Genomic DNA, 26,955 nt, shown 5'->3' on the forward strand with positions numbered 1-26,955 from the left:
CGACCGACCTGATGACCGTGCGCGCCCGCGCCCTGCTGGCCGAGGCCGACGTCGTGGTGCACGACCGGCTCGGCCCCACCGGCGTGCTCACGGAGTTGGGCGACGACGTCGAGCTCGTCGACGTCGGCAAGCGCCCGCAGCACCACCCCGTGCCGCAGCACGAGATCAACGCGATCCTCGTCGACCGGGCCGCGAGAGGCCTGCGGGTCGTGCGGCTGAAGGGCGGTGACCCCTTCGTCTACGGTCGCGGCGGCGAGGAGGTGCTCGCGTGCCGGGCCGCCGGCATCCCGGTCGAGGTCGTTCCGGGCATCTCGAGCGCGATCGCCGTGCCCTCCGCCGCGGGCGTCCCCGTCACGCACCGGGGCGTGGCCGGTACTCTGCACGTTGTGAACGGTCAGGAGACGCCCAGCGAAGCGACCCTCGCCGCGCTGCGCGACGACACGGCCACGGTGGTCGCCCTGATGGGCGTGAGCGCGCTGCCCCGCTTCGTCGCCGCCGCCCGCGCGGCCGGCGCCCCCGGTGCCCGCCCGGTGGCGTTCGTCGAGAACGGCCACACGCCGGCTCAGCGCACCATCCGCACGACACTGGCGACGGCGATCCAGGATGCCGAGACCCACGGCCTCGCCAACCCGGCGGTGCTCGTGTTCGGCGAAGTCGCGCGCGCCGATCTGCTGCTCCCGGGCGAGGGGACGGTCTCGGCGGGGATCGGCACCCCGGTCGGCGGGCCGGTGGCGATCGGCGGGCCGCTCGCGGTGCCCCGCGGCGAGGGCATCGGGTGACGGCACCCGCGCGGACGATCAGCACGGTGCTCCAGGGGTGCACCGTGCTGCTTCCCGTCGACCGGCGGTCGGGGGAGCTGTCGGCCGCGCTCGAGCGTCACGGCGCGCGCGTGCGGGTCGCCCCGGCGCTGACGATCGTGCCGCACATCGACGACGAGGAGTTGATCGCCCGGACACGCCTGCTCGTGGCCGATCCCCCCGACGTGGTGGTGGCCACCACCGGCGTGGGCTACCGCGGCTGGATGGAGACGGCCGACGAGGCCGGGCTGCACGACGAGCTCAGCGCCGTGCTCGGGCGTGCGCGGATCGTCGCGCGCGGACCCAAGGCGCGCGGCGCGATCCAGCAGGCCGGGTTCGAGGCCGACTGGGTGGCCGAGAGCGAGACCTCGGCCGAACTGCGCGACTTCCTCGTCGCCGAGGGCGTCGCGGGCCTGCACGTCGCCGTGCAGCATCACGGGTCGGGTGCCGACGGTCTCGACGAGGCGTTCGAGGCGGCCGGCGCGCGTGTGACGAGCCTGACGATCTACCGCTGGGGCCCGCCGCCGGACGCCGAGGTGGTCGCCGCCTCCACCCGGCAGGTCGCGCGCGGCGAGATCGACGCCGTGCTGTTCACCTCGGCGCCGGCCGCGCGCGAGTGGATCCTGGCCGCCGAGCGCGCCGACGCGCTCGACGCGGTGGCCTCCCGGGCCGGCGACGGACGCGTGCTCGTGGCGGCGGTCGGCCCGATCACCGCTGCCCCCCTGCGCGACGCCGGCATCGAACCGCTCGTGCCCGATCGCGGTCGCCTGGGCGCCCTCGTGCGCGCCGTCGTCACGCACTACGGCGGGTCCGACGCCCCGGTGATCCGCACGACGTCGGGGGAGCTCGGCATCCGATCGGCGGGCATCGTGCTCGACGGCGCATTCACCCCGCTGCCGCGCACCGGTGTCGAGATCCTGCGCGCGCTCTCCCGCCAGCCCGGGGCGGTGGTGTCGCGCTCCGACCTGGGCGCGACGCTGTCGAGCGCCGAGGCGAGCGGGCACGCGGTCGAGGTGGCCGTGGCCCGCACGCGCGAGGCGCTCGGCGGCATCGATCTCATCCGCACCGTGTACAAGCGCGGATATCGACTCGACGTGATCGACGAGGAGGACCTATGACGGCCGCGCTCATCGCCTGCGCCCACGGCACCCGGTTCGAGGAGGGTCGCGTGGTCGTGCGCGAACTGCTCGAGGTGCTGCGGGCGACCGCACCCGCCGGGGTGGAGGTGTACGAGGCCTACGTCGACGTGCACGGCCCCTACGTCACCGACGTGGTGGCGCAGGCACGACGACGCACGGACGACATCGTGATCGTGCCGCTGCTGCTGTCGACCGGCTACCACACCGAGGTCGACCTCGTGGAGGCGGCCGACGGCCTGCCGGTGGCCCCCGCGCTCGGCCCCCACCCCCTGCTCGCGGAGATCCTCGCCGACCGCGTCCGGGCGACGGGGGCGGGCCCCGACGACACCGTCGTGCTGGCCGCCGCCGGTTCCACCCGCCCCGGCGCGGTCGTCGACGTCGAGCGCATGGCGCAGCTGATGACGGATGCCGGGATCGACGGCCCCATCGTGACGGCGTACGCCGCGGCATCCGAGCCCCGCATCCCGGATGCCGTGCACGCGGCACGCGGCGCCGGGCACCGCACCGTGGCCGCGAGCTACGTGCTCGCGCCCGGGCACTTCTCGCGCGTGATCGAGAAGGCGGACGCCGACCTGACCTCGGCGCCGATCGGCGCCGATCCCCGCCTCGCGGAGATCGTGTGGGAGAGGTGGGGGCAGGCGCGCCGGGCTTCCGCGGAGCAGGAGCCCGCGCGCGGGTGACCGCGGGTGCGCGACGCGGCCTCGCGCCCGTCGAGGCGAGTACAACGTTGTACAGTGAGCGCATGGAGGCACGATGACGGCCACGCTGCACGACGTCGCGCGGTTGGCGTCGGTTTCGATCAAGACCGTCTCGAACGTGATCAACGACCGCCCCAACATCCGCGCGACCACACGGGAGCGGGTGGAGAAGGCGATCGCCGAGCTGGGATACACCCCCAATCTCACGGCCCGCAACCTGCGCAGCGGGCGCACCGGGGCCATCGCCCTGGCCGTGCCCGATCTGGCGTTGAGCTACTTCGCCGAACTCGCCGCGATCGTGATCGCCGAGGCGGAGCGTCGCGGGGTCGTCGTGCTGGTCGAGCAGACGGGCGGTGACCGCGAGCGGGAGATCGACCTGCTGCGTTCGCCACGGCTGAAGCTCACCGACGGTCTCATCTTCAGCCCGCTCGGCATGGGGCAGGACGACGTGGGCCGCCTGTCGGTGTCGTACCCGATGGTGCTGCTGGGCGAGCGCATCTTCGACGGACCGACCGATCACGTCACGATGCAGAACGTCGAAGCGGCCCGGGATGCGACCGCGTACCTGCTGGCGAACGGCCGCCGTCGCATCGCCCTCGTCGGCGCGCACGACGGGGAGATCATCGGATCGGCGGGGCTGCGCATGCGGGGCTACCGCGAGGCCCTCTCGGCCGCGGGGATCCCCTATGACGACGACATCGTGGGCTACACGACCATGTGGCACCGCGCCAACGGTGCGGACTCGATGCGCGAGCTGCTGCGCCGCGGCGTCGAGTTCGACGCCGTGCTGGGGCTGAACGACACCCTCGCCCTCGGTGCCATGCGCGCGCTGCAGGAGTCGGGGCGCCGCGTGCCCGACGACGTGTGGGTGGTCGGCTTCGACGACCTCGACGAGGCGCAGTACTCGATCCCCTCGCTGACCACCATCGATCCGGGCCAGGAGTGGATCGCGCGCACGGCCGTGGAGACCCTTCTCTCGCGCATCGCCGGGGAGGCCGCCGAGGTGGCCCCGCGGTTGCTGCTGGCCGACTACCGCCTGGTCGAGCGGGAATCCGCTCCCGCTGCGCGCTGAGGTCGCGACGACCTCTTGACAGGTCGCGGGCCGCAGGGCACCATTCATTTACAACGTTTACTTCCAACGTTGTAAATTGTGCAGTGCGGCACTCGAGTGGCGCCGGGCTGCGCCCATCCATCTCCGAGAGACACCGGTGTTTCGCCCCGCGAGAGGAACACACAGCCCATGAAGACGACGGACATCGCCGCCGCCGGCATCGCCGTCGTGGCGGCCGCCACACTGACGGGGTGCGGCGCATCCGGTGCAGCCGAGGCCTCGTGCACCAACGAGATCCTGCAGCCCGACGCCACGCAGGTGAGCGTGTGGGCCTGGTATCCCGCGTTCGAGCAGGTCGTCGACCTGTTCAACCAGACCCACGACGACGTGCAGATCTGCTGGACCAACGCCGGTCAGGGCAACGACGAGTACACGAAGTTCTCCACCTCGATCGAGTCGGGCTCGGGCGCACCCGACGTCATCATGCTCGAGGCCGAGGTGCTCTCGAGCTTCTCGATCCGCGACGCTCTGGTGAACCTGTCCGAGTACGGCGCCGGTGAGGTCGAGGCGAACTACACCGACGGCGCGTGGAAAGACGTCTCCAGCGGAGACGCCGTCTACGCCATCCCGGTCGACGGCGGCCCCATGGGCATGCTCTACCGCCAGGACATCCTCGACCAGTACGGCATCCTCCCTCCCACCACGTGGGCGGAGTTCGCCGACGCCGCCCAGAAACTGAAGGATGCCGGGGCCCCGGGCGTGCTCGCCAACTTCCCGCCGAACGGCCGGGCCTTCACGCAGGCCCTCTTCGCGCAGGCGGGCTCGAAGCCGTTCACCTACGACAACTCCGCCCCCACCGAGGTCGGCATCGACGTCGACGACGAGGGTTCGAAGGACGTGCTGGCCTACTGGCAGGACCTGACCTCGAAGGGGCTGGTCGCCACCGACGAGGCCTTCACCGCCGACTACAACACCAAGCTCGTCGACGGCACCTACGCCATCTACGTCGCCGCGGCCTGGGGGCCCGGCTACCTGCAGGGGCTCGAGGGCAGCGACGAGGGTGCGCGGTGGCGCGCGGCGCCCATCCCGCAGTGGGACACGGCGAACCCCGTCCAGGTGAACTGGGGCGGCTCGACGTTCGCCGTCACCAGCCAGGCCGAGGACAAGGAGGCCGCCGCCACCGTGGCCAAGGAGGTGTTCGGCACCGAGGAGGCGTGGAAGATCGGCATCGAGGAAGCGGCGCTCTTCCCGCTGTGGAAGCCGGTCCTCGAATCGGACTACTTCCGCGACCTGGAGGCGCCGTTCTTCGGCGGGCAGCAGATCAACAAAGAGGTCTTCCTCCCGGCGGCATCCGGATACAGCGGCTTCACCTTCAGCCCGTTCCAGAACTACGCCTACGACCAGCTCCAGCAGCAGGTGACCGCCGTGACGGTCGACGGCTCGAAGGACGCGTCGACGGCGCTGGACGACCTGCAGGCCACGCTCGAGCAGTACGCCACCGAGCAGGGCTTCACGCTCAAGTGACCGACGGGCGGGCCGGCTCCCCCCGGCCCGCCCCCTCCTTCACCTCTCCACCTTCGTCCCCACGGGAGAACCCATGGTCACGCACACCCTCGCTGCGCCCACCCGGCGCCGCGCCGACAGTCACTCGCGCCGACAGCGGGTGGGATGGCTGTTCATCACGCCGTTCCTCGTGGTCTTCGCCGCGTTCCTGATCTTCCCCCTCATCTACGCGTTCGGAATGAGCCTGTTCAGTTCGACGCTGGCGACCGGCACGAAGTTCGTCGGCATCGACAACTACCTCAAGGCCTTCACCGACCCGCTCTTCCTCGGCGGTCTCGGCCGCGTGGCGCTCTACGCCGTCGTCATGATCCCCGCCCAGCTGCTGGTCGCCCTCGTGGCGGCTCTCGTGCTCGACTCCCTGGGCACGTGGATGGCGAAGGCCTCGCGACTGCTGATCTTCGCCCCGTACGCCATCCCGGTGGTCATCGGAGCGCTCATGTGGAGCTTCCTCTACAGCCCCCGCTTCGGTCCGGCCGGGTCGCTCTTCGGCCTGTTCGGCCTCGAGGCGCCGAACTTCCTCGCCAGCGACGCCATCTTCGGCAGCCTCGTCAACATCGTGACCTGGCAGTGGTCGGGGTACTACATGATCGTGATCTACGCCGCGCTGCGTTCGATCGACCCCGCCATCTACGAGGCCGCCCGCGTCGACGGCGCGAACGGCTGGCACATCGCCACTCGGATCAAGGTCCCGATGATCTCTTCGTCGATGGTCATGGTCATCACCTTCGCCCTCATCGGCACCCTGCAGTTCTTCACCGAACCGACGGTGCTGCGCTCCATCGCCTCGGGGGCGCTGCCTGCGGAGTACACGCCCAACATGTACGCCTACGCCCTCGCGTTCAGCTACAGCCAGTTCAACTACGCCTCCACGATCGCCTTCTCTCTCGCGATCGTCGTGTTCATCGGATCGTTCGGGTTCCTTTTCCTGACCCGCAAGAAGAACGGACTCGCCTGATGGCCGCTCTCATCGCGCGCGACGACCGCACGCGCACCCTCGTCACCGCGGATTCCGGCCGTCTCGACCGCGCCGCCCGGCGCGACGCCCGTCGCTCGAACCGTCGGGCGCAGGGCGGGCGCCGCATCGGCTCGCACGTGCTGCTGCTGATCCTGGCGGTCTACTTCCTCATCCCGATCTGGTGGCTCTTCGTCTCGGCGACCAAGAGCACGGGCGGGCTCTTCTCGAGTCCGGCGTTCTGGTTCGACGACCCCGCGCAGTTCTTCGCCAACGTGGCCGGGCTGTTCGAGCACCAGGGCGGCATCTACTGGACCTGGCTCGGCAACTCCTTCGTGTACTCCTTCGTCTCCGGCCTCGGTGCGACGGTGGTCGCCGTGCTCGCCGGGTACGGTTTCGCCAAGTACCGCTTCCGTGGCCGCGGATTCGTGTTCGGAATGATCCTCGGCTCGGTGATGGTGCCGCTCACCGCGCTGGTCATCCCGCAGTTCATGCTGCTGAGCCAGTACGGCCTGGTGAACACCGGATGGGCCGTCATCCTGCCGTCGTTGCTCAACCCGTTCGCGGTCTACCTCATGCGCGTCTACACGCAGGACACCGTGCCCGACGAACTGCTCGAAGCCGCCCGCATCGACGGGGCGGGGGAGTGGCGCACCTTCACCACGATCGTCGTGCCGCTGCTGCGCCCCGCCATCGTCACCGTGCTGCTGCTGTCGGTGGTGGGCACGTGGAACAACTTCTTCCTGCCGCTGGCGATGCTGACGAACCCCGAGACGCTGCCGGTCACCGTCGGCCTCAACCGCTGGCTCGCGCTGTCGAACGCCGGTGCCGGCGGCGAGCAGGTCTGGAACCTCATCACCTCCGGCGCCTTCATCTCGGTGCTGCCGCTGCTGCTGTCGTTCCTCCTCCTCCAGCGGTACTGGCAGGGCGGGCTCACGCTCGGCAGCGTCAAGTGACGCGCTCCCGCCTTCCCCGACCCCCACTTCTCACGCACGCACGCACAGACAGAAAGCACACCCATGCCTGACGCACGCCTCACCGTCGATCCCGGATCCGCGATCGGCCCGATCCGTCGAAAGATCTTCGGCGGCTTCGTCGAACATCTCGGACGCCACATCTACACCGGCATCTTCGAGCCCGGACACCCGACGGCGGATGCCGAGGGCTTCCGCGGCGACGTCATCGAGCTCGTCAAGGAGCTCGGCGTCGACACCATCCGCTACCCCGGCGGGAACTTCGTCTCGGGTTTCCGCTGGGAGGACTCCGTCGGACCGGTCGACCAGCGCCCGCGCCGCATCGACCTCGCCTGGCACTCGACCGAGACCAACGAGATCGGCCTGCACGAGTTCTCGTCGTGGCTGGAGAAGGTCGGCTCCGATCTCATGATGGCCGTCAACCTCGGCACGCGCGGAACCCTCGAGGCGATCGACCTGCTCGAGTACTCCAACGCCCACGGGGGCACGGCCCTGAGCGACCGACGCATCGCGAACGGACGCACCGCGCCCTTCGACGTGCGCATGTGGTGCTTGGGCAACGAGATGGACGGGCCGTGGCAGCTGGGGCACCGCTCCGCCGACGACTACGGCAAGACCGCCTCGCAGGCGGCGAAGGGGATGCGCATGTTCGATCCCGACCTGCAGCTCGTCGTGTGCGGATCCTCGAGCGCCCACATGCCGACCTTCGGCGAGTGGGAGCGGGTGGTGCTCACGCACACCTACGACGACGTCGACCTCATCTCGTGCCACGCCTACTACGAAGAGCGCGGCGGCGATGTCGACAGCTTCCTCGCCTCGGCCGTCGACATGGACGGCTTCATCGAGAAGGTCGTCGCCACCGCCGACCACGTCGGTGCGGTGAAGGGCTCCGACAAGCGCATCGACATCTCGTTCGACGAGTGGAACGTCTGGTACATCGACCGCTACCACGAGGTCGACAAGCTCGCCGGCGTCGACAACTTCCCCGTCGCACCCCGCCTGCTCGAGGACTCGTACTCGGTGCTGGACGCCGTGGTGTTCGGCAACCTCCTCATCTCGCTCCTCAAGCACGCCGACCGCGTCGCGTCGGCATCCCTGGCGCAGCTGGTCAACGTGATCGCACCGATCATGACGGAGCCCGGCGGCATCGCCTGGAAGCAGACGACGTTCTTCCCGTTCTCGATCACCTCTCGCCTCGCGCGCGGTGAGGCGCTCCGGCTGAACCTCGACGCCCCGACCTACCGCACGGAGGTCTACGGAGAGGTTCCGCTGGTCGACGCCGTCGCCACGCACGACGCCGAGAGCGGGCGGAGCGCCGTCTTCCTCGTCAACCGCTCGACGACCGAGCCCGTCACCATGACGGTCGACGTCTCGGCGCTCGGCGAGGTGGGGGTGCTCGAGACGCACACGCTCGCCGATGACGACCGATCGGCCGCGAACACGCTCGACGACCCCGAGCGCGTCGCGCCGGCGCCCAACGACTCCGCGACGGTGGAGGGCGGCACGCTCACCGTGACCCTCCCCCCGGTGTCGTGGACGGCGATCTCGCTCGGATGAGCCTGCCCGCGCGGGCGCCCGCCACGGCGGCGTCCGCGCGGCGGGGCGCGCGTTCGGCGTCGAGGGGGGAAGAACGGCACGGCGACGGCGGGAGGTCTCCACGCGCGACGGACTCGGGTCGCGCCGCCGCGCCTGGAAGGCGAGCCGAGCCGGCGCGGGTAGGGTCTCTCTCGCCCATGCATCGCCTCCTCGTCGCCCTCCTGGCCGCCCTCGACGCCCTCCTGGCCGCCGCGGGCGGGATCGCCGTCGTGCTCGCGCCCCTCGCGCTGCTGTGGGTGTTCGGGGTCGGCGACCCCGACTGGGGTGCGCTGTGGCCGGCCTCGGCCGCGGTCTGGCACCTCGGTCATCTCGTGCCGGTGACCGTGTCGCTCCCCGACGCCTACCTCGCGGCCACGGGCATCGACCCGTCGTTCGCCACCTTCACCCTCTCGCTCGCGCCGCTGGCGTTCGCCGCCTTCACCGCCCTGTTCGCGGCACGCTCGGGCGTCCGCGCGGGTGAGGCGGGTGCGGCGCTCACCGGATGGCTCTCGGGCTCGCTCGTGTTCGCGGCCATCGCCGTGCTCGTCGCGCTCACCTCGAACGCCGCCCTCGTGGCATCCGAGACCGGGCCGGCGATCCTCCTGCCCTCGCTGCTGTTCCTCGTGCCGTCGTTCGTCGGCGCCGTCATCGGGGCCTGGCGCGTCGGTGACGACGGCCCCGTCGACGCCGTGCGCGGCTGGGTCGAACGGATGCCCACGGTCTGGGCGCCCGTGCCGGGCCTCGTGCTGCGGGGCCTCGCCCTGACCACCCTCGGCCTCGTCGCCGTCGGCGGCGTCATCGTGGTGGCCGGTCTGATCGCGCGATCGAGCCAGGTGATCGGTCTGTACCAGGCCAGCAACGCCGACGCCATCGGCGCCACGGTCATCGCGCTCGGTCAGCTCATGTACCTCCCGACGCTCGTGCTGTGGGCCCTCGCCTTCACCGCCGGCCCGGGCTTCGCCCTCGGCACCGACACCGCGGTCACGCCCGCCGCGACACAGGTCGGCGCACTCCCCGGCATCCCGGTCCTCGGCGCCGTCCCCGACTCCACGTCGTCGTGGCTGCTGCTGCTCGCACTGCTGCCGGTCGGAGTCGGGGCGCTGACGGGGTGGATCCTGCGCTCCCGGATGCCGGTCACCGCCGACTCCGAGCCCCTCGCCCCCCGCCTGGTGGTCGCCGTGGCCGTCGCGGCGCTCACCGGAGGCGTCGGTGCGCTCGCCGCCGTCGCCTCGTCGGGTGCGATCGGCCCCGGCCGCCTCGCCGACACCGGCCCCCAGCCCGGCCCGCTCGCCCTCGCCCTCGGACTCGAGGTGCTCGTGGGATCGGCGATCCTGCTGCTGAGCCCGCGCTTCGGCGCGGCGGTCGACGACGACGTGCGCCCGGTGTTCGACGAGCAGCGCGAGCCCGCGCCCGCATTCTCGCCCGGCCCGCGCGCGCAGACACCGTTCGATCGCGACGAGCACGCCACCGGCCCCGCCCCGACCGTGTCCGCTCCCGGGACGGGGATCGCCTCCGACGTGTGGCCGCGCTCGTACCGCGACCCCGACGACACCGGCTCCGCCTCGGCGCAGCTGGGCGACGACGAGGTGCGCGCGCGCATCCGCGCGGCCTGGTCGGAACCGGGCGACGACGACTCCTCCCCAGGGCGCTGAGCGGCGCGGACCGCGTCCGAGCGCTCGGCGGGCTCCGGTGCACCTGCGTAGACTGAGCGCGTGCTCACGGTCGCCGTCCTCATCTCCGGCACCGGCTCCAACCTCCGCGCCCTGCTCGAGGCGGCCGCCGCCCCCGACTTCCCGGCGCGCGTGGTCGCGGTCGGTGCGGATCGCGAGGCCGACGGCTTCGCCCACGCCGAGCACTTCGGCATCCCCACCTTCCTCGTGCCGTTCGGCGCCTTCGCCTCGCGCGAGGAGTGGGGCGCCGAACTGGGGGCGCAGCTGAGCGTCTGGAAGCCCGACCTCGTCGTCCTGAGCGGTCTCATGCGTCTGCTGCCCGCCGACCTCGTCGCCGCGTGGGAGCCGCGCCTCATCAACACCCATCCCGCGTACCTGCCCGAGTTCCCCGGAGCGCACGGTGTGCGCGACGCCCTCGCCGCGGGAGTCACGCAGACCGGAGCGAGCGTCATCGTCGTCGACTCCGGGGTCGACACCGGGCCGATCCTCGCGCAGGAGCGGATCCCCGTCCTCCCCGGCGACGACGAAGACGCCCTGCACGAGCGCATCAAGCCCGTCGAGCGACGTCTGCTGATCGACGTCGTGCGGCGAATCGCCGAGGGCGAGCTCGACCTCGCCGCCACGGCATCCCGAACCGCCTGACCGCGCGGCGGGCGCTCGCCCGCTGCGTTCGAACCCGACTCGAGACACAGGAGCCGCAGCCATGGCCGGACCCCGCCACGACCCCGCCGACTACCGTCCCCGCGACGTCGTCCCGATCCGCCGCGCGCTGGTGTCGGTGAGCGACAAGACGGGCCTGCTCCAGCTCGGCGAGGCGCTGGCCGCCGCCGGCGTCGAGATCGTCTCGACCGGAGGCTCGGCCACGCTGCTGCGCGACGCCGGCTACGCCGTGACCGACGTCTCGGCCGTCACCGGCTTCCCGGAGTCGCTCGACGGTCGCGTGAAGACCCTGCACCCGAACGTGCACGCGGGCCTTCTCGCCGACCTGCGGCTGGCCGGCCACGAGGAGCAGCTCGCCGAGCTCGGCATCCAGCCCTTCGAGCTGGTGGTCGTGAACCTCTACCCGTTCGTGGAGACCGTGGCATCCGGAGCCGAGGGCGACGACGTGGTCGAGCAGATCGACATCGGCGGCCCCGCCATGGTACGCGCCTCGGCGAAGAACCACGCCAACGTCGCGATCGTCGTCTCGCCCGAGTCGTACCCCGCGATCATCGACGCCGTGCAGACGCAGGGCGGCACCTCGCTCGTACAGCGGCGCGAGCTCGCCGCCCGCGCCTTCTCGCACACCGCCGCCTACGACACCGCCGTGTCGACGTGGTTCGCCGAGGGCACGCTCGGCGACGACATCGACCTGCCCGCGCACCTGACGATCCAGGCCGAGCGCCTGTCGACCCTGCGCTACGGCGAGAACTCGCACCAGCGCGCCGCGATCTACTCGCGCGTCGGCGGCCACGGCATCGCCCAGGCCACGCAGCTGCAGGGCAAGGAGATGTCGTACAACAACTACGTCGACGCCGATGCAGCCCTCCGCGCCGCCTTCGACATGGTCAAGCCGGCCGTGGCGATCATCAAGCACGCGAACCCCTGCGGCATCGCCGTCGCCGCACCCAACGCGCTCGACCCCATCGCCTCGGCGCACCTGCGCGCCCACGAGTGCGACCCCGTGTCGGCGTTCGGGGGCGTGATCGCGGCCAACCGCACCGTGACGCTGAAGATGGCCGAGAACCTCCGCGACATCTTCACCGAGGTCATCATCGCCCCCGACTTCGAGCCCGAGGCGCTCGAGGTGTTCAAGCTCAAGAAGAACCTGCGCGTGCTGCGGCTCCCGGCCGACTGGACGCAGGAGCCCATGGACGTTCGGCTCGTCTCGGGCGGCCTCCTGCTGCAGGACGCCGACCGCTTCCCCGACGACATCGAGTCGGTCGCGAAGAACTGGGAGCTCGTCTCCGGTGAGCGTCCCGCCGAGGCCGACATGGAGAGCCTGATCTTCGCGTGGAAGTCCTGCCGCGCCGTGAAGTCGAACGCGATCGTGCTCGCCAAGGGCTCGGCCACCGTCGGCATCGGCATGGGCCAGGTCAACCGCGTCGACTCGTGCCGTCTGGCCGTGGAGCGGGCGGGCGACCGCGCGGCCGGTTCGGTCGCGGCATCCGATGCCTTCTTCCCCTTCGCCGACGGCCCCCAGGTGCTCATCGACGCGGGCATCTCGGCGATCATCCAGCCCGGCGGGTCGGTGCGGGATGCCGAGGTGGTGGACGCCGCGCGTGCCGCCGGCGTGACGATGTTCTTCACGGGAGAGCGCCACTTCTTCCACTGACACGCGCTCCTCGACGCCGTCGCAGCCTCGGCTGCGGCGGCGTCGTCGCGTTCGCCGCGGGGGCGGTCGTCGCCGCGGCGGTCGTCGCCGTGGCGGGAAAGGCGGCGGCGGGTTGTGCGGCTCCGCGCCCGGGTTCGCGGGGCGGTTCCGTGCGCCGCTCCGGTTCGGGGCGCGATCAGCCGACGGGGGCGGGAGATCTGCGCCCCAGACCGCGGCGCACGCCCCGCACCGGCGTGCGGGGTCTGCGCGGCGAGGCCACGCGGGGCCGAGTGGACCGCGCGGGCCCGGCGCCCGATCTCGCAGGGTGGGGGAATGCAGGCATCGACCGGATCCGTCTCGCGCGGGGGCCTCGTGTGGGGAGGCCTCGGCGTGATCGCCTTCTCGTTCACCGTGATCTTCACCCGCGTCGCCGTCGCGCAGCTCGATCCGCTCTTCGTCGGCGCCGGGCGCGCGGTGGTCGCCGCCGCGATCGCCGGGGTCGTCCTGGCGGTCACCCGGTCGCAGCGGCCCACACCGGCTCAGGCGGCGCGACTGGCGATCGTCGGCGGCGGTGTCGTGCTGGGCTTCCCGCTGCTGACCTCGTTCGCCCTGACCTCCGCGCCGGCCGGTCACGGCGCGGTCGTCATCGCCGTCCTGCCGGCGGCCACGGCGGTGGCCGCGGTCGTGCGCACGCGCGAGAGACCGGGCCGTGGATTCTGGATCGCCGCTGCGGTGGGGGCGGTCGTCGCCGTGGGGTTCGCCCTCGCCGGAGGCTCCGGCGGCCTGCACGCCTCGGACCTGCTGCTGCTCGGCGCCGTCGTGGCGGCCGCGATCGGGTACGCCGAGGGGGGTGTGCTCTCGCGAGAGCTCGGCGCGTGGCAGACGATCTCGTGGGCGCTCGTGCTGTCGAGCCCCGTGATGGTCGGTCTCACCGTCTTCTCGGCGACGCAGGCACCCGTCACCGCGGATCCCGCGGCGTGGGCCGCCTTCGGTTACCTCGCGGTCGTGAGCATGTTCCTCGGTTTCGTCGCGTGGTACCGGGGGCTCGCCGTCGGCCCGATGGCGAGGGTCAGCCAGCTGCAGCTCGCGCAGCCGGTGCTCTCGCTCGTGTGGGCCGCGCTCGTGCTGGGAGAGCGGCTGACGGTGGTCACCGTCGTGGGTGGCCTCGCGGTGATCGCGTGCGCGGCGGTCGCCGTGACGATCCGTCGACGTGGGAGCGCGGGGAGCGCGGGGAGCGCGGGGGAGACCGCGGGGAAGCCGCTCGTCGACGTGGTGGGGACGGCCGGTCTCAGGCGCTCATCTCGATGAGCTTCGCCACGGTGTTCGCATTGCGCGCGGTCCCGGTGACGCCGAGGCGCTTCTCGAACCATCCGGCCTGCAGCTTCGATCCGCCGATGCCCTCGGGATAACGCACGAACACCTCCGACCCGTCGAGCACCGCCTCCTCGGGGGCGTCGGCGGGCACCTCGATTGTCGTGCCCGCGGCCGGCGCCTCGAGGAGGAACACCGTCTGCACCCATCGGCCCTCGGCGGCGGTGGCGAAGGGGTTGCGGGCGCGGGCGTCGACGAGCTCGTCGTGCGTGCGCACGACCACGGGGAGATCGAAACCGAAGGCCTCACGCACCGCGTCGCGGATCGTGCTCGTGAGCGTGCCGGGGGAGCGCCCGCCGTCATCGAGCACGATGTTGCCGGCGACCTGCAGCGTCTCGACCTCGCCCAGACCCGCGGATGCCAGCACCTCGCGCAGCGCGGGCATTCTCAGGGCGGTGGGGCCGCCGACCCCGCGGAGGAGGGCGATGGTGCGGGGCATGGTGCGACCCTACGCCGCATTAGGCGTGCGGTGACGAACGCTGCGCTCGTGACCCGCTCGAGCGGGTGTTCCGGGCACCGCGACCGGCGCATCGGAGGGTTCGCCGCGCGGGCGGGCCGCTGGCGAGCAGGGGCACCGGCCGCCGCAGAGCGGCCGCCGGTGCCCGCGCATCAGGCCGAGTCGCGACCGAGCGTCTCGAGCAGCCGCAGCCACACCTCGCTGACGGTCGGGTACGAGGGCACCGCGTGCCAGAGCCGCGTGATCGGCACCTCGCCGACGATGGCGATCGTGGCGGAGTGCAGCAGTTCGGCGATGTCGGGGCCGACGAACGTCGCGCCCACGAGCACGCCGCGGTCGAGGTCGACGATCGCACGGGCCTTTCCAACGTACGCGTCGGATTGTTCGCTCGACCCGGCGATGCTCGCGAGGTCGTAGTCGAGCACCTTGACGTTCACACCCTTCTCCTCCGCCTTCGCGGCGGTCAGGCCGACCGACGCCACCTCGGGATCGGTGAACGTCACCTGCGGCACGGCGTCGTGATCGGCGGTCGCGACGTGGGCGCCCCACGGGGCGTCGTCGACCTCGTCACCCTTCGCGCGGGCGGCGATCACGTCGCCCGCGGCACGGGCCTGGTACTTGCCCTGGTGGGTGAGGAGGGCCCGGTGATTGACGTCTCCGACCGCGTAGAGCCAGTCGAAGCCGCGCACGAGCAGGGTGTCGTCGACCTCGAGCCAGTCGCCGGCCGTGAGGCCCACGGCATCCAGGCCCAGATCGTGCGTGCGGGGCGTGCGCCCGATCGCGACGAGCACCTCGTCGGCGGTCACGCTAGTGCCGTCGGAGAGTTCGAGCACGGCGCGGCCGTCGTCGTCGCGGCGCGCGGCCGTGGTGTCGGCGCCCGTCTTGACGGTGACGCCCCGGTCGCGGAGCGAGGCCGTCACCAGCTCTCCGGCGAAGGGCTCGTTTCCGCCGAGCAGACCGGAGCGGGCGATGATCGTGACCTGGCTGCCGAGGCTCTGGAACGCCGTCGCCATCTCGGCGCCGACCACGCCGCCGCCGATGATCGCGAGGGAGCCGGGGATCTGCTCCACGGCGGTGGCCTCGCGGCTGGTCCACGGCGCGATGTCGGCGAGGCCCGGAATGTCGGGGAGCAGGGCCGCCGACCCCGTGCAGACGGCGACCGCGTGCCGGGCGACGAGGTCGGTGGTGGAGCCGTCGGCGGCCGTGACGCGCACGGTCTTCTCGCCGGTGAGTGCGCCGTGGCCGCGAACGAGGTCGATGCCCGCCCCCTGCAGCCACTGCACCTGACCGGAGTCGTCGTAGTTGCTGGTCATCGTGTCGCGGCGGCGCAGCACGGCGGCGACGTCGAGGCCGCCGGTGACCGCCTGCTTCGCGCCGTCGACGTCGCGCGCCGCGCGCAGGGCGGCGGCGCTGCGCAGCAGGGCCTTCGACGGCATGCACGCCCAGTACGAGCACTCGCCGCCGACGAGTTCTGACTCGACGATGGCGGCGGTGAGACCGGCCTGCACGGCACGGTCGGCCACGTTCTCGCCGACGGGGCCGGCGCCGATGACGATGAGGTCGTATTCGCGTTCGCTCATGCCCTCACGTTAGTGACGACCGCCGACATCGGGCAGGGGTTGCGGTGGCGGGCCCGATGGTCGGTGGCCCCGGGCGTGCGCGGTGGGCCCGGGGCCACTCCCGCCACCCCGCGCGCGTGGGGTCGGACCGGCGCCACGGCCGTGTCCGATTTCCGCCAGCCGATGTCGGAGGGGGGTGGCAGGGTGGATGGCATGACCCCCACCCCCGTCGACGCCCCGGGCTTCACCGAGCGCTACCGCGTCATCCAGTCGCGCGACCGCCGCTTCGACGGGCAGTTCGTCACGGCGGTGCGCTCGACCGGCATCTACTGCCGCCCGAGCTGCCCGGCACGCACGCCGAAAGAAGAGAACGTCACGTTCTACGCCACCTCGGCCGCCGCGCACGAGGCCGGGTACCGCGCGTGCAAGAGGTGCCTTCCCGAGGCCGCCCCCGGCTCCCCGCTGTGGGACCTGCGCGGAGACGTCGTGGCCCGTGCGATGCGCCTCATCGCCGACGGAGTCGTCGATCGCGAGGGTGTGCCCGGCCTGGCGCGGCGCCTGGGCTATTCGTCGCGGCACCTCACGCGTCTCCTCGCCGCCGAACTCGGAGCCGGGCCCCTCGCCCTCGCGAGGGCGCATCGCGCGCACACCGCCCGGGCGCTGCTCGTCGGCACCGACCTCTCGTCGGCCGACGTCGCCTTCTCGGCCGGGTTCTCCAGCGTCCGCCAGTTCACCGACGCCATCGGCGAGGTGTTCGGGATGCCGCCGCGCGAGCTGCGGGCGCGCCGATCCGCCGCCGCAGGGGTCGAGGCCGCCGCGGGCGAGATCGACCTCGCCCTGCCGGTACGCGGGCCCCTCGACACGGTCGGTCTGTTCGGATGGATGCGCGCCCACGCCATCCCCGGGGTCGAGGTGGGGGAGGAGCGCTCGTTCGCGCGCGTCGTCCGTCTCCCGGGCGGACCGGGGTGGTTCGAGGTGCGTCTCGCCGACGACGGGCGGCTCCGGCTGCGCGCGCGGCTCACCGCCCTCGCCGATCTCGGCACGCTCATCTCGCGCGTGCGGCGGCTGTTCGACCTCGACGCCGATCCCTCGGCGATCGACGACGAGCTCGCGCGGCATCCCGAACTCGCGCCGGCCGTCGCGGCGATTCCCGGCGTCCGCGTGCCCGGCGCCGTCGACGCCGACGAGATGCTGCTGCGCGCCATGATCGGTCAGCAGATCAGCGTCGCCTCCGCCCGCACCATGCAGGGTCGACTGACCGCGGCGCTCGGGGCGGTCGTCGAGGTCGGTCCCGAGCCCATGACGCTGTTCCCCGAGCCCGGGGTGATCGCCGCGCGCGGCCTCGAGGTGCTGCGCGGCCCCGCCGCACGCATGCGCGCGATCGTCGAGGCCGCCGGGGCGCTCGCCGACGGATCGCTGACGATCGGGCCGGGCGACGACGGCGCCGAGCAACGGGAGCGCTTGCTCGCGATGCGGGGGATCGGCCCGTGGACGGCCGACTACGTCCGCATGCGCGTGCTCGGCGACCCCGACGTCCTGCTGCCCGGCGACGTCGCCGCCCGCGCCGGCGCGGCACAGCTCGGCCTGCCCTCCGACCCCGCGGGGTTCACGGGGTGGTCCGAGCGGCTGAAGCCCTGGCGCAGTTATGCGATGGCGCACTACTGGTACGCCGCGCCCGTCACGCGCGCGTGGCGCTCCCCGGCCGAGACCGTCGCCGCCGCGGCCGTCACCCGTCCGGGGCGTTCGACCCGACGTCGGCGCGTCGACGTCGGGCACGCCGACGTGGCGACCGCCGACGTCGACGTCACCCCCGACGCCACCCCCGTCCCGACCGTGCCACCCGTCCCCGAAACCGGAAGCGAGACTCCCGAATGACCACCGCGACCCTCCAGATCCTCGACACCGCCGACGGGCCGTTCGCGATCCTCTCCGATGAGCGCGATCGCGTGCTGGTGTCGGGATGGACCGACGACGCCGAAGCGGTCCTCGCGCGCTTGCGCCCCGATCGGCGCCCCACCGAGGTCGTTCCCGGCGAGACAGCGGCGGCCGAGGCCGTACGCGCGTACTACGCCGGAGACGTCACCGCGATCGACGCCGTCACGGTCGCCCAGTACGGCACGGCGATGCAGCTCGCGGGGTGGGAGGCCCTGCGCCGCGTCGCCCCCGGCGCCCCGCTCACCTACACGGGCTTCGCGGCGGCGCTGGGCTCACCGGCGGCGGTGCGGGCGGCGGCATCCATCTGTGCCCGCAACGCCCCCGCGCTGTTCGTCCCGTGTCATCGCGTCCTGCGCGGCGACGGCACCATGGGAGGCTTCGCCTGGGGGGTCGAGATCAAGCGGAGACTGCTCGCGCGCGAGGTCGCCGCATGAGCGGCGGTCGCGGCGCGAAGAAATCCTTGCCCCCAGCGTTCTCACAGGGATAGTCTGGAGGGCTGCCGTCCCCCCGCGGAAGCTTCAACCGATCACGGAGGATGCCATGCACCAGACCGACGCCCCCGTCGCCGCGGTCGCCGCACCCTCCGTCGCTGCGCGCCCCGGCCGACGCTCGTAGGGCACTCGCGTGCGCCCCCGGGCGCATCCGCTCCACCCCGGCCGACGATTCCGTCGCGCCCCCGGCCTCCCTGTCCGCGCCCGATCCCGGCGCCCGCTTCGACCCCACGAGGATCATGACCACCTCCACACCCTCCCCCCGCCTCTCCACGCCCCGCGCTCTCGCGCGGCTGCTGCCCATCGCGCGCCCGGTGCTGCCGCGCCTGATCGCGGGTGCCGTCAGCGCCCTCGTCGCGAGCCTGCTGGCCCTGGCCATCCCGCTCGTGCTCGAGCAGATCGTGGCCGGACCCATCGCCTCGCTCGACCCTGCGGCCCTCGTGTGGGGATCGCTCGCCGTCCTCGCGCTGGGACTCGCCGAGGCCGCGATGGTGTGGCTGCGTCGGTGGTTCGTGCTCGCTCCGGCCACCAAGGTGGAGTACGACCTCCGGCAGTCGTTCTACTCGCGTCTGCAGCGCCTGCCCGTCGCCTTCCACGACCGGTGGCAGTCGGGCCAGTTGCTCTCGCGCATGATGCAGGACATCAGCATGCTGCGGCGCTGGCTCGCCTTCGGCGTCATCCTGCTCGTGGTCAACATGCTCACGATCGCCATCGGCGCGGTGCTGCTGTTCCGCTGGCACTGGCTGCTCGGAGCGCTGTTCCTCGTCACCTCGGCCCCGGTCGTCTACGTCGGCTTCCGCTTCGAGAAGCGCTACGGCGCGCTCACTCGGCAGAGCCAAGACCAGGCGGGCGACCTCGCCACCTCGGTCGAAGAGAGCGTGCACGGCATCCGGGTGCTCAAGGCTTTCGGGCGGGGAACGCACGCCCTGCAGAAGTTCACGCGTCAGGCCGAGTCGCTGCGCGAGACCGAGATCGACAAGGCGCGCGCCGTCGGCTGGATCTGGTTCTGGCTCGTGCTGCTGCCCGAGATCGCCTTCGCCGTGTGCCTGGGGGCGGGCATCGTGCTGACGCAGCTCGGCCAGCTGCAGGTCGCCGAGCTCGTGGCGTTCTTCGCCATGGCGACGGTGCTGCGGTGGCCGATGGAGTCGATCGGGTTCCTCTTCTCGTTCCTCCTCGACGCGCGCACCGCGACGGACCGCATCTTCGAGGTCTTCGACGAGCAGAACACGATCGGCGATCCCGAGCACCCGCGCTCGATCGCCGGGCCCCGCGGCGAGCTCGTCTTCGAGGACGCGCACTTCCGCTACCAGGATGCCGCCGCCACCGAGCCCGACCTGCTCGACGGCGTCGACCTCGTGTTGCGCCCCGGAGAGACCATGGCGCTCGTGGGCCTCACCGGCTCCGGCAAGACGACGCTGACCACCCTGCCCGGCCGCCTCTACGACGTGACGGGTGGTCGCGTGCTCATCGACGGTGTCGACGTGCGCGACCTCACCCTCGCCGAACTCCGCCGCCACGTCGGCATGGCCTTCGAAGACGCGACCCTGTTCTCGCAGACCGTGCGCGACAACGTGCTCCTCGGGCGGGAAGACCTCGCCCCGGGCTCGCCCGAGGCCGAGGAGATCCTGCGCGAAGCGGTGCAGGTCGCCCAAGCGCACTTCGTCTACGACCTGCCCGACGGCCTCGACACCGTCATCGGCGAGGAGGGCCTGAGCCTCTCGGGCGGCCAACGCCAGCGTCTCGCCCTGGCCCGTGCCGTCGCCGCGCGCCCGGCCGTGCTCGTGCTCGACGACCCGCTGTCGGCTCTCGACGTCGACACCGAGGCGCTGGTGGAGGACGCCCTGCGCGAGGTGCTCAGTGAGACCACCGCCCTCATCGTGGCGCACCGCCCGTCGACCGTCACGCTCGCCGACCGTGTCGCTCTGCTCGAGAACGGGCGCATCACCGCCGTCGGCACCCATTCCGACCTGCTCCGCGAGAGCGACCACTACCGCTACGTCATCTCGAGCCTCGAAGAGGCCGAGCGGGAGGCGCGCACCGGCGCCATCCCCGTCATCGCGTCCGACGACGCCACCCGCGCCCAAGAGGAGGCGACCCGATGACCACCGCGACCGTCTCCGGAACCAGCGGCGAAGACCGCTCCGACTACACGCGCGACGAGAGCCGCGCGATCCGTCAGCGTTCCCTGCGCCTGCTCGGCTCGCTCGTCTCGCCGCTGCGGTGGCAACTGGTGCTCGCCGCCGCCGTGCTGGTGGTCTCGACGGCACTGCGCGTCGCGGGGCCCGCACTGATCGCCTACGGCATCGACAACGCCCTGCCGGCCGTCATCGAGCGCAGCGACTGGATGCCGACCTACGGTGTCGTCGGCGTGTACCTGCTCGCCGGGATCGGCGGGGCGGTGCTCATCGGCTGGTACGTCGTCGTCGCCGCGCGGCTGACCCAGGCGGTGATGCTCGACCTGCGCAAGCGCATCTTCCTCCACACGCAGCGCCTGAGCCTGGAGTTCCACGAGTCGTACACCTCGGGCCGCATCATCTCGCGGCAGACGAGCGACCTCGACACGATCCGCGAACTGCTCGACGGGGGGCTCAACGAGCTCGTCTCGGGCGTGCTCTACGGTCTGTTCACGCTCGCGGCGCTGTTCCTCATCGACTGGCAGTCGGGTCTCATCCTGACCGTCATGGGTATCCCGATGTACCTGCTCATGCGCTGGTTCTACTCGCGCTCGCAGATCATCTATCGCGAGTCCCGCGTCATCAGCGCGCAGGTCATCGTGAAGTTCGTCGAGACCATGACGGGCATCCGCGCGGTCAAGGCGTTCCGGAAGGAACCCCGCAACGACGAGGAGTTCGGCACGCTCGCCGGTGACTACCGCGACGTCAACATGCGTTCGATCCGCCTGTTCGGAACGTTCGAGCCGGGCATCATGGCCGTCGCCGCAGTGTCGGTCGCGCTGGTGCTGCTCTGGGGCGGAGGCCGCGTCATCGCCGGCCCCCTCGAGATCGGTGTGCTGACGGCCGCGGTCCTCTACGTGCGCAACTTCTTCTCGCCCCTGCAGGAGGTCGCGTTCTTCCTGAACTCGTACCAGTCGGCCACGGCGGCGCTCGAGAAGGTCTCGGGAGTGCTCGAGGAGGAGCCGACGGTTCCCGACCCCACCGACCCCGTCGACCTGTGGAGCGCGCGCGGACACGTCCGCTTCGACGAGGTCACCTTCGGGTACACCGAGGGCCGCGTCATCCTGCCGAACTTCACGCTCGACATCCCCGCGGGGCAGACGATCGCCCTCGTCGGCACGACCGGCGCGGGCAAGACGACGCTCGCCAAGCTCATCTCGCGCTTCTACGACCCCACCGCCGGAGCCGTGACGCTCGACGACGTCGACCTCCGCCGCCTGCACCCGAAAGACCTGCGTCGCGCGATCGTCATGGTCACGCAGGAGGCCTACCTGTTCAGCGGCACGGTGGCCGACAACATCGCGCTCGGCAAGCCCGACGCCACGATGGACGAGATCCGCGCGGCCGCCCGCGCGGTGGGCGCCGACGGCTTCATCCAGAAGCTGCCCGACGGCTACGACACCGACGTGAACAAGCGCGGCGGCCGCGTCTCGGCGGGTCAGCGCCAGCTGATCTCGTTCGCGCGCGCGTTCCTCGCCGACCCCGCCGTGCTCATCCTCGACGAAGCGACGGCGTCGCTCGACATCCCGAGTGAGCGTCTCATCCAGGACGCCCTGCAGACCCTGCTGGCCGACCGCACGGCGATCATCATCGCCCACCGCCTGTCGACGGTGGCGATCGCCGACCGCGTGCTGGTCATGGAGCACGGCCGCATCATCGAGGACGACACCCCCGCCGCCCTCATCGCGGGCACGGGCAAGTTCGCGCAGCTGCACGCCGCCTGGCGGGAGTCGCTCGTCTGAGCCGCGAATGACGGATGCCATGCCCTCGCTCCACGAGGGGTGCATGGCATCCGTCGTTCAATCGCGACCGTCGGGTCGACGACGGCGGGCCGCCAGGACATCGAGCACACCGCGAGAGCGGAAGGTGATCGCGACGGCCCGGCTCCGCACCGTCGGTCGCCTCAGACGCGCACGCGCGCGATGACCTCGCCGTACTCCGTCTCGTCGACGGGCTCGAAGCCCACGCGCTGGAAGAACGCCTCGGGGCCGCCGACGCCGGGTTCGTAGATGACATCGACGTGGTCCATGCCGCGGCCGCGTGCCTCTTCGAGCACGGCGGCGATGGCGTAGCTGCCGACGCCGCGGCCCTGCTCGTCAGCGTCGACGTTGATGCGCCAGAGCACCGACCGGAAGTGCTCCTCGTGCGCCTCGGGGTCGAAGTTCGCGCTGACGAATCCGACCACCTCGTCACCGTCGAGCACCACGCGCTGCCACGACGTCGAGGGGTTCATCACGGTGGCGGCGATGCCGTAGCTCACCGGGGCGAGGAACTGCTCCTGCCCGGGCTTGAGCGACAGGGTGTTCACGGCCACGATCGTGGCGGCGGACAGTTCGACGAGACGCAGGTCAGCCATGCGCCCAGGCTAGCGGCACGGTGAGCGAGTCCCAAGGTCGCATGTCGCCCCGGAGGTTCGCGGCCACCCTCGCGTCGGCGACGCGCCTGCGCGCGTTCACACCCGGGTGCGGGCTCGCACGCACGTGACCCCACCAGAACTATCTCGACATCAAGAGACTTTGCCGTCGTGCGATAGGCTGGGGCGCAACCCTGGCCGCCTCTACGGAGAGATCTGACGTGCCCGATTCCACCATCATCTACACGTACACCGACGAGGCGCCGGCTCTCGCCACCGCGTCGTTCCTGCCCATCGTGCAGGCCGTCACGAAGCAGGCGGGCGTCGACGTCGAGACCCGCGACATCTCGCTCGCCGGCCGCATCCTCGCGGCCTTCCCGCAGCGCCTTGCGCCCGAGCAGCAGGTGGGCGACGCCCTCGCCGAGCTCGGCGGCCTGGCGACGCTCCCCGAGGCGAACATCATCAAGCTGCCGAACATCTCGGCCTCCATCCCCCAGCTCAAGGCCGCTATCGCCGAGCTGCAGTCGCAGGGCTTCGACATCCCCGACTACCCCGACGAGGCCTCGACGGTCGAAGACAAAGACGTGCGCGCCCGCTACGACCGCATCAAGGGGTCGGCCGTCAACCCGGTGCTCCGCGAGGGCAACAGCGATCGCCGCGCGCCCTTGGCCGTGAAGAACTACGCCAAGAAGCACCCGCACCGCAACAAGGCGTTCGCCGAGGGTTCGAAGACGCGCGTGGCGACCCTCGGTCACGACGACTTCCGCTCGAACGAGAAGTCCGTCGTCCTCGCCGACGACGACGTCCTGTCGATCCAGCACGTTGCCGCCGACGGCACCACCACCACCCTCAAGGACGGCCTGAAGGTCCTGCAGGGCGAGATCGTGGATGCCACGTTCCTCTCGGCCGCGGCCCTCGACGCGTTCCTCGCCGACACCCTCGCCGAGGCCAAGGCCGACGACGTGCTCTACTCGGTGCACCTCAAGGCCACGATGATGAAGGTCAGCGACCCCATCATCTTCGGCCACGTCGTGAAGGCGTTCTTCGCCGACGTGTTCGACCGCCACGGCGATGCCCTCGCCGCTGCGGGACTCACCCCGAACGACGGCCTCGGCTCGATCCTCGCCGGCCTGTCGAACGTCGAGGGCGGCGACGCGATCGCCGCCGAGATCCGCGAGGCCCTGGCATCCGGTCCCCGCCTGTCGTACGTCAACAGCGACAAGGGCATCACGAACCTCCACGTGCCCTCCGACGTGATCGTCGACGCCTCCATGCCCGCGCTCATCCGCAACGGCGGCAAGCTGTGGGGCGTCGACGGGGGAGAGGACGACACCCTCGCCGTCATCCCCGACTCCTCGTACGCCGGTGTGTACCAGGCGACGATCGAAGACGTCATCGCGAACGGTCCTCTCGACCCGGCCACCATCGGTTCGGTGCCGAACGTCGGCCTCATGGCGCAGGCCGCCGAGGAGTACGGCAGCCACGACAAGACGTTCGAGATCCCCGCTCCCGGCCGCGTCCAGGTCATCGCGTCGAACGGCGATGTGCTCATCGAGCACGAGGTGCAGACGGGCGACATCTGGCGCGCGACGCAGACCAAAGACGTCGCCGTGCGCGACTGGGTGAAGCTCGCGGTCACGCGCGCCCGCGCCACCGGCGTCCCCGCCGTGTTCTGGCTCGACGAGACCCGCGCGCACGACGCCAACCTCATCGCCAAGGTGAACGAGTACCTCGCCGGCCACGACACCGAGGGCCTCACGCTCGAGATCCTCGCGCCGGCCGAGGCCACGCGCTACTCGCTGGAGCGCATCCGCCGCGGCGAGGACACCATCTCGGTCACCGGCAACGTGCTGCGCGACTACCTCACCGACCTGTTCCCGATCCTCGAGGTCGGCACGAGCGCCAAGATGCTCTCGATCGTCCCGCTGCTCGCGGGTGGCGGACTGTTCGAGACCGGTGCCGGCGGTTCGGCGCCGAAGCACGTGCAGCAGCTCGTCGAGGAGGACTACCTCCGCTGGGACTCCCTGGGCGAGTTCTTCGCCCTCGCGGCCTCGCTCGAGCACCTCGCCGACACCACGGGCAATGAGCGTGCCCGCGTGCTCGCGCAGACGCTCGACGCCGCGACCGGCACGTTCCTCGAGAACGACAAGTCGCCCGGCCGCGCCCTCGGCACGATCGACAACCGCGGCAGCCACTTCTACCTCGCGCTCTACTGGGCGCAGGAGCTGGCGCAGCAGTCGACGGATGCCGACCTGGCCGCCGTCTTCGCCCCGGTCGCCGAGAAGCTCGAAGCCTCGGAGCAGACGATCGTCTCCGAGCTCAACGCCGTCCAGGGCAACCACGCCGAGATCGGCGGTTACTACCGCCCCGACGCCGCACTCGTCGAGAAGATCATGCGCCCCTCGGCCACGCTGAACGCGGTGGTCGACGGCTTGCGCTGAGCCCGAACCCAAGAAGGGGCGGATGCCGTTCGGCATCCGCCCCTTCTTCTTTCCGGCGGTCTGCCTGCGAACGTGGGCGACGCGACCGACGGTCGTCTCAGCAGGAGCTGGAGTAGTTGACGTGGTCGACGCGCTCGTCGCGACCGTTCACGAGATACGCGGCGGCGGACACCACGTTGTCTCCGGGCGCCGCGACCGCTCCTCGGTAGAAGAGCGTGCTTCCGGAAAGGTAGTAACCGTTCCCGATGCAGACGTCATCGAGCTGGCAGTTCACGCCGGCCACTCGGGTGACGTGGCGGAACGAGATCATCCCTTGACCTCCGATGACGGCGTCGCACGCTCGGTCTCCGGAGGTGTCCTCGTAAGCGCGCGCGCTCTGCACGCCGGTGGCGATGTCGATGCGCACCGTGCTGTCGGCGAAGCTCAGGGTGTGGCCACTGAGGGTGTACCCGTACCCCAGTACCGTGTCGGGGGGAGAGGCGATCGCGTTGAAGCCGTTGCGGCCGCTCTCCTCCCAGTACTGCGACACGCTGCCGTTGGTCAGCAGCACATCGACGGCATCCAAGGTCCCTTCGGACCCGAGGTTCGTGTACCCCCGCCCGGTGATGACTCCGGAGGGGATCAGCGTGCGGCCCTGGTAGAACAGCGCGTCTCCGGTGATGGTGTAGCCGTTTCCGAGCATTCTCGTCCCGGTGGTGGCCGAGTACCCGGTGAGGCCCCTCGACCCGGCGTATTGGACGACGACCCCATCCGCCCGGAGGGCATCGATGCGGGTGCCGTCGACGCGGTTGGTGTACGGAACAGCCGCGAGGATGGGAGCCGCCTCGGTGATCGCCGAGCCCCCGGCGTAGAGCACGCCGGTCGAGGTGAGCGCGTATCCGTGGCCGAGGGGTGTGGCGTTGTCGGCGGCGCCGGTGCCCGACACCGACGAGGTTCCGCTCTTGGTCCAGATCGTGTTCGTGCTGTGCCGCGCGGTCGAGGACAGGCCGGCGGTCGCGGCGGAGACGCCGGAGGAGGTGGCGGTGAGCGTCCCGCTTCCGCCGGCGGCGGGCACCGTGATCGTCGGGATGGCCAGGCTTCCACCCGATCCGGTGGTGCCGGTGTAGGAGGTGCCGCCGCCCGCGTAGCGGTAGCCCCCCGACAGTGAGACGGTGACCACGACGCCCGCGACGCCGACGCCGCTGGCCGTCGCGGTCACTTTGGCCTCGGTGATGGAGTCGCAACCCGCGCCGCGGAAAGAGGCGGCGTTGAAGGTGAGAACCGTCCCGGACACGGCGAGAGCCGGCGAAGCGGTGGCGAGGACGATCGCGGGGACGGTCCATGCCGCCCCGTGGATGAGGGTTCGTCGTTCGAGGGGCGCTGCACGTCGCGCGGACGGGGAGGAGGCAGGCAACAGAAGACACCTTTCATGCCTCGACGTCGTTGCCGCGAGATCCGCTCTCGGCACTCGTCGGGCGGTCGA

General features: G+C 71.6%; 21 protein-coding genes. 17 read left to right on the plus strand and 4 right to left on the minus strand.

Going from position 1 to position 26,955, the window contains the following annotated elements; translation table 11 throughout:
* The 12 genes from cobA to ACK4LS_RS09310 form a co-directional block, all read left to right on the plus strand.
* The coding region (cobA, locus tag ACK4LS_RS09255) for a uroporphyrinogen-III C-methyltransferase (RefSeq protein ID WP_409716375.1) at positions 1 to 779 on the plus strand (779 nt) is incomplete at its 5' end.
* A complete protein-coding gene (locus ACK4LS_RS09260; protein ID WP_409716377.1) occupies positions 776 to 1,915 on the plus strand; it encodes a uroporphyrinogen-III synthase in 1,140 nt (379 codons plus the stop codon). The genes cobA and ACK4LS_RS09260, both read left to right, overlap by 4 nt.
* Complete coding sequence (locus tag ACK4LS_RS09265) at positions 1,912 to 2,616, plus strand: sirohydrochlorin chelatase (protein WP_409716379.1); 705 nt, start codon at positions 1,912 to 1,914, stop codon at positions 2,614 to 2,616. Before ACK4LS_RS09260 ends, ACK4LS_RS09265 begins: the two co-directional genes overlap by 4 nt.
* 73 nt (positions 2,617 to 2,689) lie before the next feature.
* A complete protein-coding gene (locus tag ACK4LS_RS09270) occupies positions 2,690 to 3,706 on the plus strand; it encodes a LacI family DNA-binding transcriptional regulator (protein ID WP_409716381.1) in 1,017 nt (338 codons plus the stop codon).
* Between the two features lie 168 nt (positions 3,707 to 3,874).
* Positions 3,875 to 5,209 (plus strand): ABC transporter substrate-binding protein, encoded by a 1,335-nt coding sequence (locus ACK4LS_RS09275; RefSeq protein ID WP_409716383.1) that lies wholly within the window; start codon positions 3,875 to 3,877, stop codon positions 5,207 to 5,209.
* A gap of 73 nt (positions 5,210 to 5,282) precedes the next feature.
* Complete coding sequence (locus tag ACK4LS_RS09280; protein ID WP_409716385.1) at positions 5,283 to 6,203, plus strand: carbohydrate ABC transporter permease; 921 nt, start codon at positions 5,283 to 5,285, stop codon at positions 6,201 to 6,203.
* Positions 6,203 to 7,156 carry a carbohydrate ABC transporter permease gene (locus ACK4LS_RS09285; protein ID WP_409716387.1) on the plus strand — a complete coding sequence of 318 codons (954 nt, stop codon included), beginning with the start codon at positions 6,203 to 6,205 and terminating at the stop codon, positions 7,154 to 7,156. Before ACK4LS_RS09280 ends, ACK4LS_RS09285 begins: the two co-directional genes overlap by 1 nt.
* A gap of 63 nt (positions 7,157 to 7,219) precedes the next feature.
* The gene (locus ACK4LS_RS09290; protein WP_409716389.1) at positions 7,220 to 8,731 is read left to right on the plus strand and encodes an alpha-N-arabinofuranosidase; all 1,512 of its coding nucleotides are present in this window, start codon (positions 7,220 to 7,222) and stop codon (positions 8,729 to 8,731) included.
* A 176-nt stretch (positions 8,732 to 8,907) separates the two neighbouring features.
* Positions 8,908 to 10,401: a DUF6350 family protein gene (locus tag ACK4LS_RS09295; RefSeq protein WP_409716391.1), complete on the plus strand. Its 1,494-nt coding sequence runs from the start codon at positions 8,908 to 8,910 to the stop codon at positions 10,399 to 10,401.
* Between the two features lie 60 nt (positions 10,402 to 10,461).
* Complete coding sequence (purN, locus tag ACK4LS_RS09300) at positions 10,462 to 11,061, plus strand: phosphoribosylglycinamide formyltransferase (RefSeq protein WP_409716394.1); 600 nt, start codon at positions 10,462 to 10,464, stop codon at positions 11,059 to 11,061.
* A gap of 61 nt (positions 11,062 to 11,122) precedes the next feature.
* Positions 11,123 to 12,733 (plus strand): bifunctional phosphoribosylaminoimidazolecarboxamide formyltransferase/IMP cyclohydrolase, encoded by a 1,611-nt coding sequence (gene purH, locus ACK4LS_RS09305; RefSeq protein ID WP_409716396.1) that lies wholly within the window; start codon positions 11,123 to 11,125, stop codon positions 12,731 to 12,733.
* Between the two features lie 312 nt (positions 12,734 to 13,045).
* Positions 13,046 to 14,020 carry a DMT family transporter gene (locus ACK4LS_RS09310; RefSeq protein WP_409716397.1) on the plus strand — a complete coding sequence of 325 codons (975 nt, stop codon included), beginning with the start codon at positions 13,046 to 13,048 and terminating at the stop codon, positions 14,018 to 14,020.
* Here the strand turns inward: ACK4LS_RS09310 and ACK4LS_RS09315 are convergent.
* Both ACK4LS_RS09315 and ACK4LS_RS09320 read right to left on the minus strand, forming a co-directional pair.
* Positions 14,001 to 14,522 carry a DUF1697 domain-containing protein gene (locus ACK4LS_RS09315; protein ID WP_409716399.1) on the minus strand — a complete coding sequence of 174 codons (522 nt, stop codon included), beginning with the start codon at positions 14,520 to 14,522 and terminating at the stop codon, positions 14,001 to 14,003. The two genes, ACK4LS_RS09310 and ACK4LS_RS09315, sit on opposite strands and share 20 nt — an antisense overlap.
* Before the next feature lie 170 nt (positions 14,523 to 14,692).
* Complete coding sequence (locus ACK4LS_RS09320; protein ID WP_409716401.1) at positions 14,693 to 16,120, minus strand: dihydrolipoyl dehydrogenase family protein; 1,428 nt, start codon at positions 16,118 to 16,120, stop codon at positions 14,693 to 14,695.
* A 192-nt stretch (positions 16,121 to 16,312) separates the two neighbouring features.
* Between ACK4LS_RS09320 and ACK4LS_RS09325 the strand changes: the two genes are divergently transcribed.
* From ACK4LS_RS09325 to ACK4LS_RS09340, 4 genes are all read left to right on the plus strand, one after another.
* Complete coding sequence (locus ACK4LS_RS09325; protein WP_409716403.1) at positions 16,313 to 17,974, plus strand: AlkA N-terminal domain-containing protein; 1,662 nt, start codon at positions 16,313 to 16,315, stop codon at positions 17,972 to 17,974.
* Positions 17,971 to 18,468: a methylated-DNA--[protein]-cysteine S-methyltransferase gene (locus ACK4LS_RS09330; protein WP_409716405.1), complete on the plus strand. Its 498-nt coding sequence runs from the start codon at positions 17,971 to 17,973 to the stop codon at positions 18,466 to 18,468. The genes ACK4LS_RS09325 and ACK4LS_RS09330 overlap by 4 nt, the downstream gene beginning before the upstream one ends.
* A gap of 296 nt (positions 18,469 to 18,764) precedes the next feature.
* The gene (locus ACK4LS_RS09335) at positions 18,765 to 20,627 is read left to right on the plus strand and encodes an ABC transporter ATP-binding protein (RefSeq protein WP_409716407.1); all 1,863 of its coding nucleotides are present in this window, start codon (positions 18,765 to 18,767) and stop codon (positions 20,625 to 20,627) included.
* On the plus strand, positions 20,624 to 22,441 hold the full coding sequence (locus ACK4LS_RS09340) for an ABC transporter ATP-binding protein (protein ID WP_409716409.1): 1,818 nt from the start codon (positions 20,624 to 20,626) through the stop codon (positions 22,439 to 22,441). Before ACK4LS_RS09335 ends, ACK4LS_RS09340 begins: the two co-directional genes overlap by 4 nt.
* A gap of 161 nt (positions 22,442 to 22,602) precedes the next feature.
* Here the strand turns inward: ACK4LS_RS09340 and ACK4LS_RS09345 are convergent, their stop codons facing one another.
* Entirely contained in the window at positions 22,603 to 23,055 is a 453-nt protein-coding gene (locus ACK4LS_RS09345) for a GNAT family N-acetyltransferase (protein ID WP_409716411.1), read from the minus strand.
* Between the two features lie 218 nt (positions 23,056 to 23,273).
* Here ACK4LS_RS09345 and ACK4LS_RS09350 point away from each other — a divergent pair, with 218 nt between their 5' ends.
* The gene (locus ACK4LS_RS09350; protein WP_409716413.1) at positions 23,274 to 25,493 is read left to right on the plus strand and encodes an NADP-dependent isocitrate dehydrogenase; all 2,220 of its coding nucleotides are present in this window, start codon (positions 23,274 to 23,276) and stop codon (positions 25,491 to 25,493) included.
* A gap of 97 nt (positions 25,494 to 25,590) precedes the next feature.
* On the opposite strand, the gene ACK4LS_RS09355 is transcribed toward ACK4LS_RS09350, so the two are convergent.
* Positions 25,591 to 26,886 (minus strand): hypothetical protein, encoded by a 1,296-nt coding sequence (locus ACK4LS_RS09355; protein WP_409716415.1) that lies wholly within the window; start codon positions 26,884 to 26,886, stop codon positions 25,591 to 25,593.
* Positions 26,887 to 26,955: the final 69 nt, after the last annotated feature.

It is taken from the genome of Microbacterium sp. (genome assembly GCF_046295495.1).
GTDB lineage: Bacteria > Actinomycetota > Actinomycetes > Actinomycetales > Microbacteriaceae > Microbacterium.

What these genes read in the sequence shown, in the direction of transcription:
- ACK4LS_RS09270 (WP_409716381.1), top strand. Translation starts at nt 2,690, where the DNA reads ATGACGGCCACGCTGCACGACGTCGCGCGGTTGGCGTCGGTTTCGATC.
- ACK4LS_RS09330 (WP_409716405.1), top strand. Translation starts at nt 17,971, where the DNA reads ATGACCACCGCGACCCTCCAGATCCTCGACACCGCCGACGGGCCGTTC.
- ACK4LS_RS09310 (WP_409716397.1), top strand. Translation starts at nt 13,046, where the DNA reads ATGCAGGCATCGACCGGATCCGTCTCGCGCGGGGGCCTCGTGTGGGGA.
- ACK4LS_RS09320 (WP_409716401.1), bottom strand. Translation starts at nt 16,120, where the DNA reads ATGAGCGAACGCGAATACGACCTCATCGTCATCGGCGCCGGCCCCGTC.
- ACK4LS_RS09345 (WP_409716411.1), bottom strand. Translation starts at nt 23,055, where the DNA reads ATGGCTGACCTGCGTCTCGTCGAACTGTCCGCCGCCACGATCGTGGCC.
- ACK4LS_RS09325 (WP_409716403.1), top strand. Translation starts at nt 16,313, where the DNA reads ATGACCCCCACCCCCGTCGACGCCCCGGGCTTCACCGAGCGCTACCGC.
- ACK4LS_RS09280 (WP_409716385.1), top strand. Translation starts at nt 5,283, where the DNA reads ATGGTCACGCACACCCTCGCTGCGCCCACCCGGCGCCGCGCCGACAGT.
- ACK4LS_RS09275 (WP_409716383.1), top strand. Translation starts at nt 3,875, where the DNA reads ATGAAGACGACGGACATCGCCGCCGCCGGCATCGCCGTCGTGGCGGCC.
- purH (WP_409716396.1), top strand. Translation starts at nt 11,123, where the DNA reads ATGGCCGGACCCCGCCACGACCCCGCCGACTACCGTCCCCGCGACGTC.
- ACK4LS_RS09340 (WP_409716409.1), top strand. Translation starts at nt 20,624, where the DNA reads ATGACCACCGCGACCGTCTCCGGAACCAGCGGCGAAGACCGCTCCGAC.
- ACK4LS_RS09335 (WP_409716407.1), top strand. Translation starts at nt 18,765, where the DNA reads ATGACCACCTCCACACCCTCCCCCCGCCTCTCCACGCCCCGCGCTCTC.
- ACK4LS_RS09315 (WP_409716399.1), bottom strand. Translation starts at nt 14,522, where the DNA reads ATGCCCCGCACCATCGCCCTCCTCCGCGGGGTCGGCGGCCCCACCGCC.
- ACK4LS_RS09265 (WP_409716379.1), top strand. Translation starts at nt 1,912, where the DNA reads ATGACGGCCGCGCTCATCGCCTGCGCCCACGGCACCCGGTTCGAGGAG.
- ACK4LS_RS09290 (WP_409716389.1), top strand. Translation starts at nt 7,220, where the DNA reads ATGCCTGACGCACGCCTCACCGTCGATCCCGGATCCGCGATCGGCCCG.
- ACK4LS_RS09295 (WP_409716391.1), top strand. Translation starts at nt 8,908, where the DNA reads ATGCATCGCCTCCTCGTCGCCCTCCTGGCCGCCCTCGACGCCCTCCTG.
- ACK4LS_RS09285 (WP_409716387.1), top strand. Translation starts at nt 6,203, where the DNA reads ATGGCCGCTCTCATCGCGCGCGACGACCGCACGCGCACCCTCGTCACC.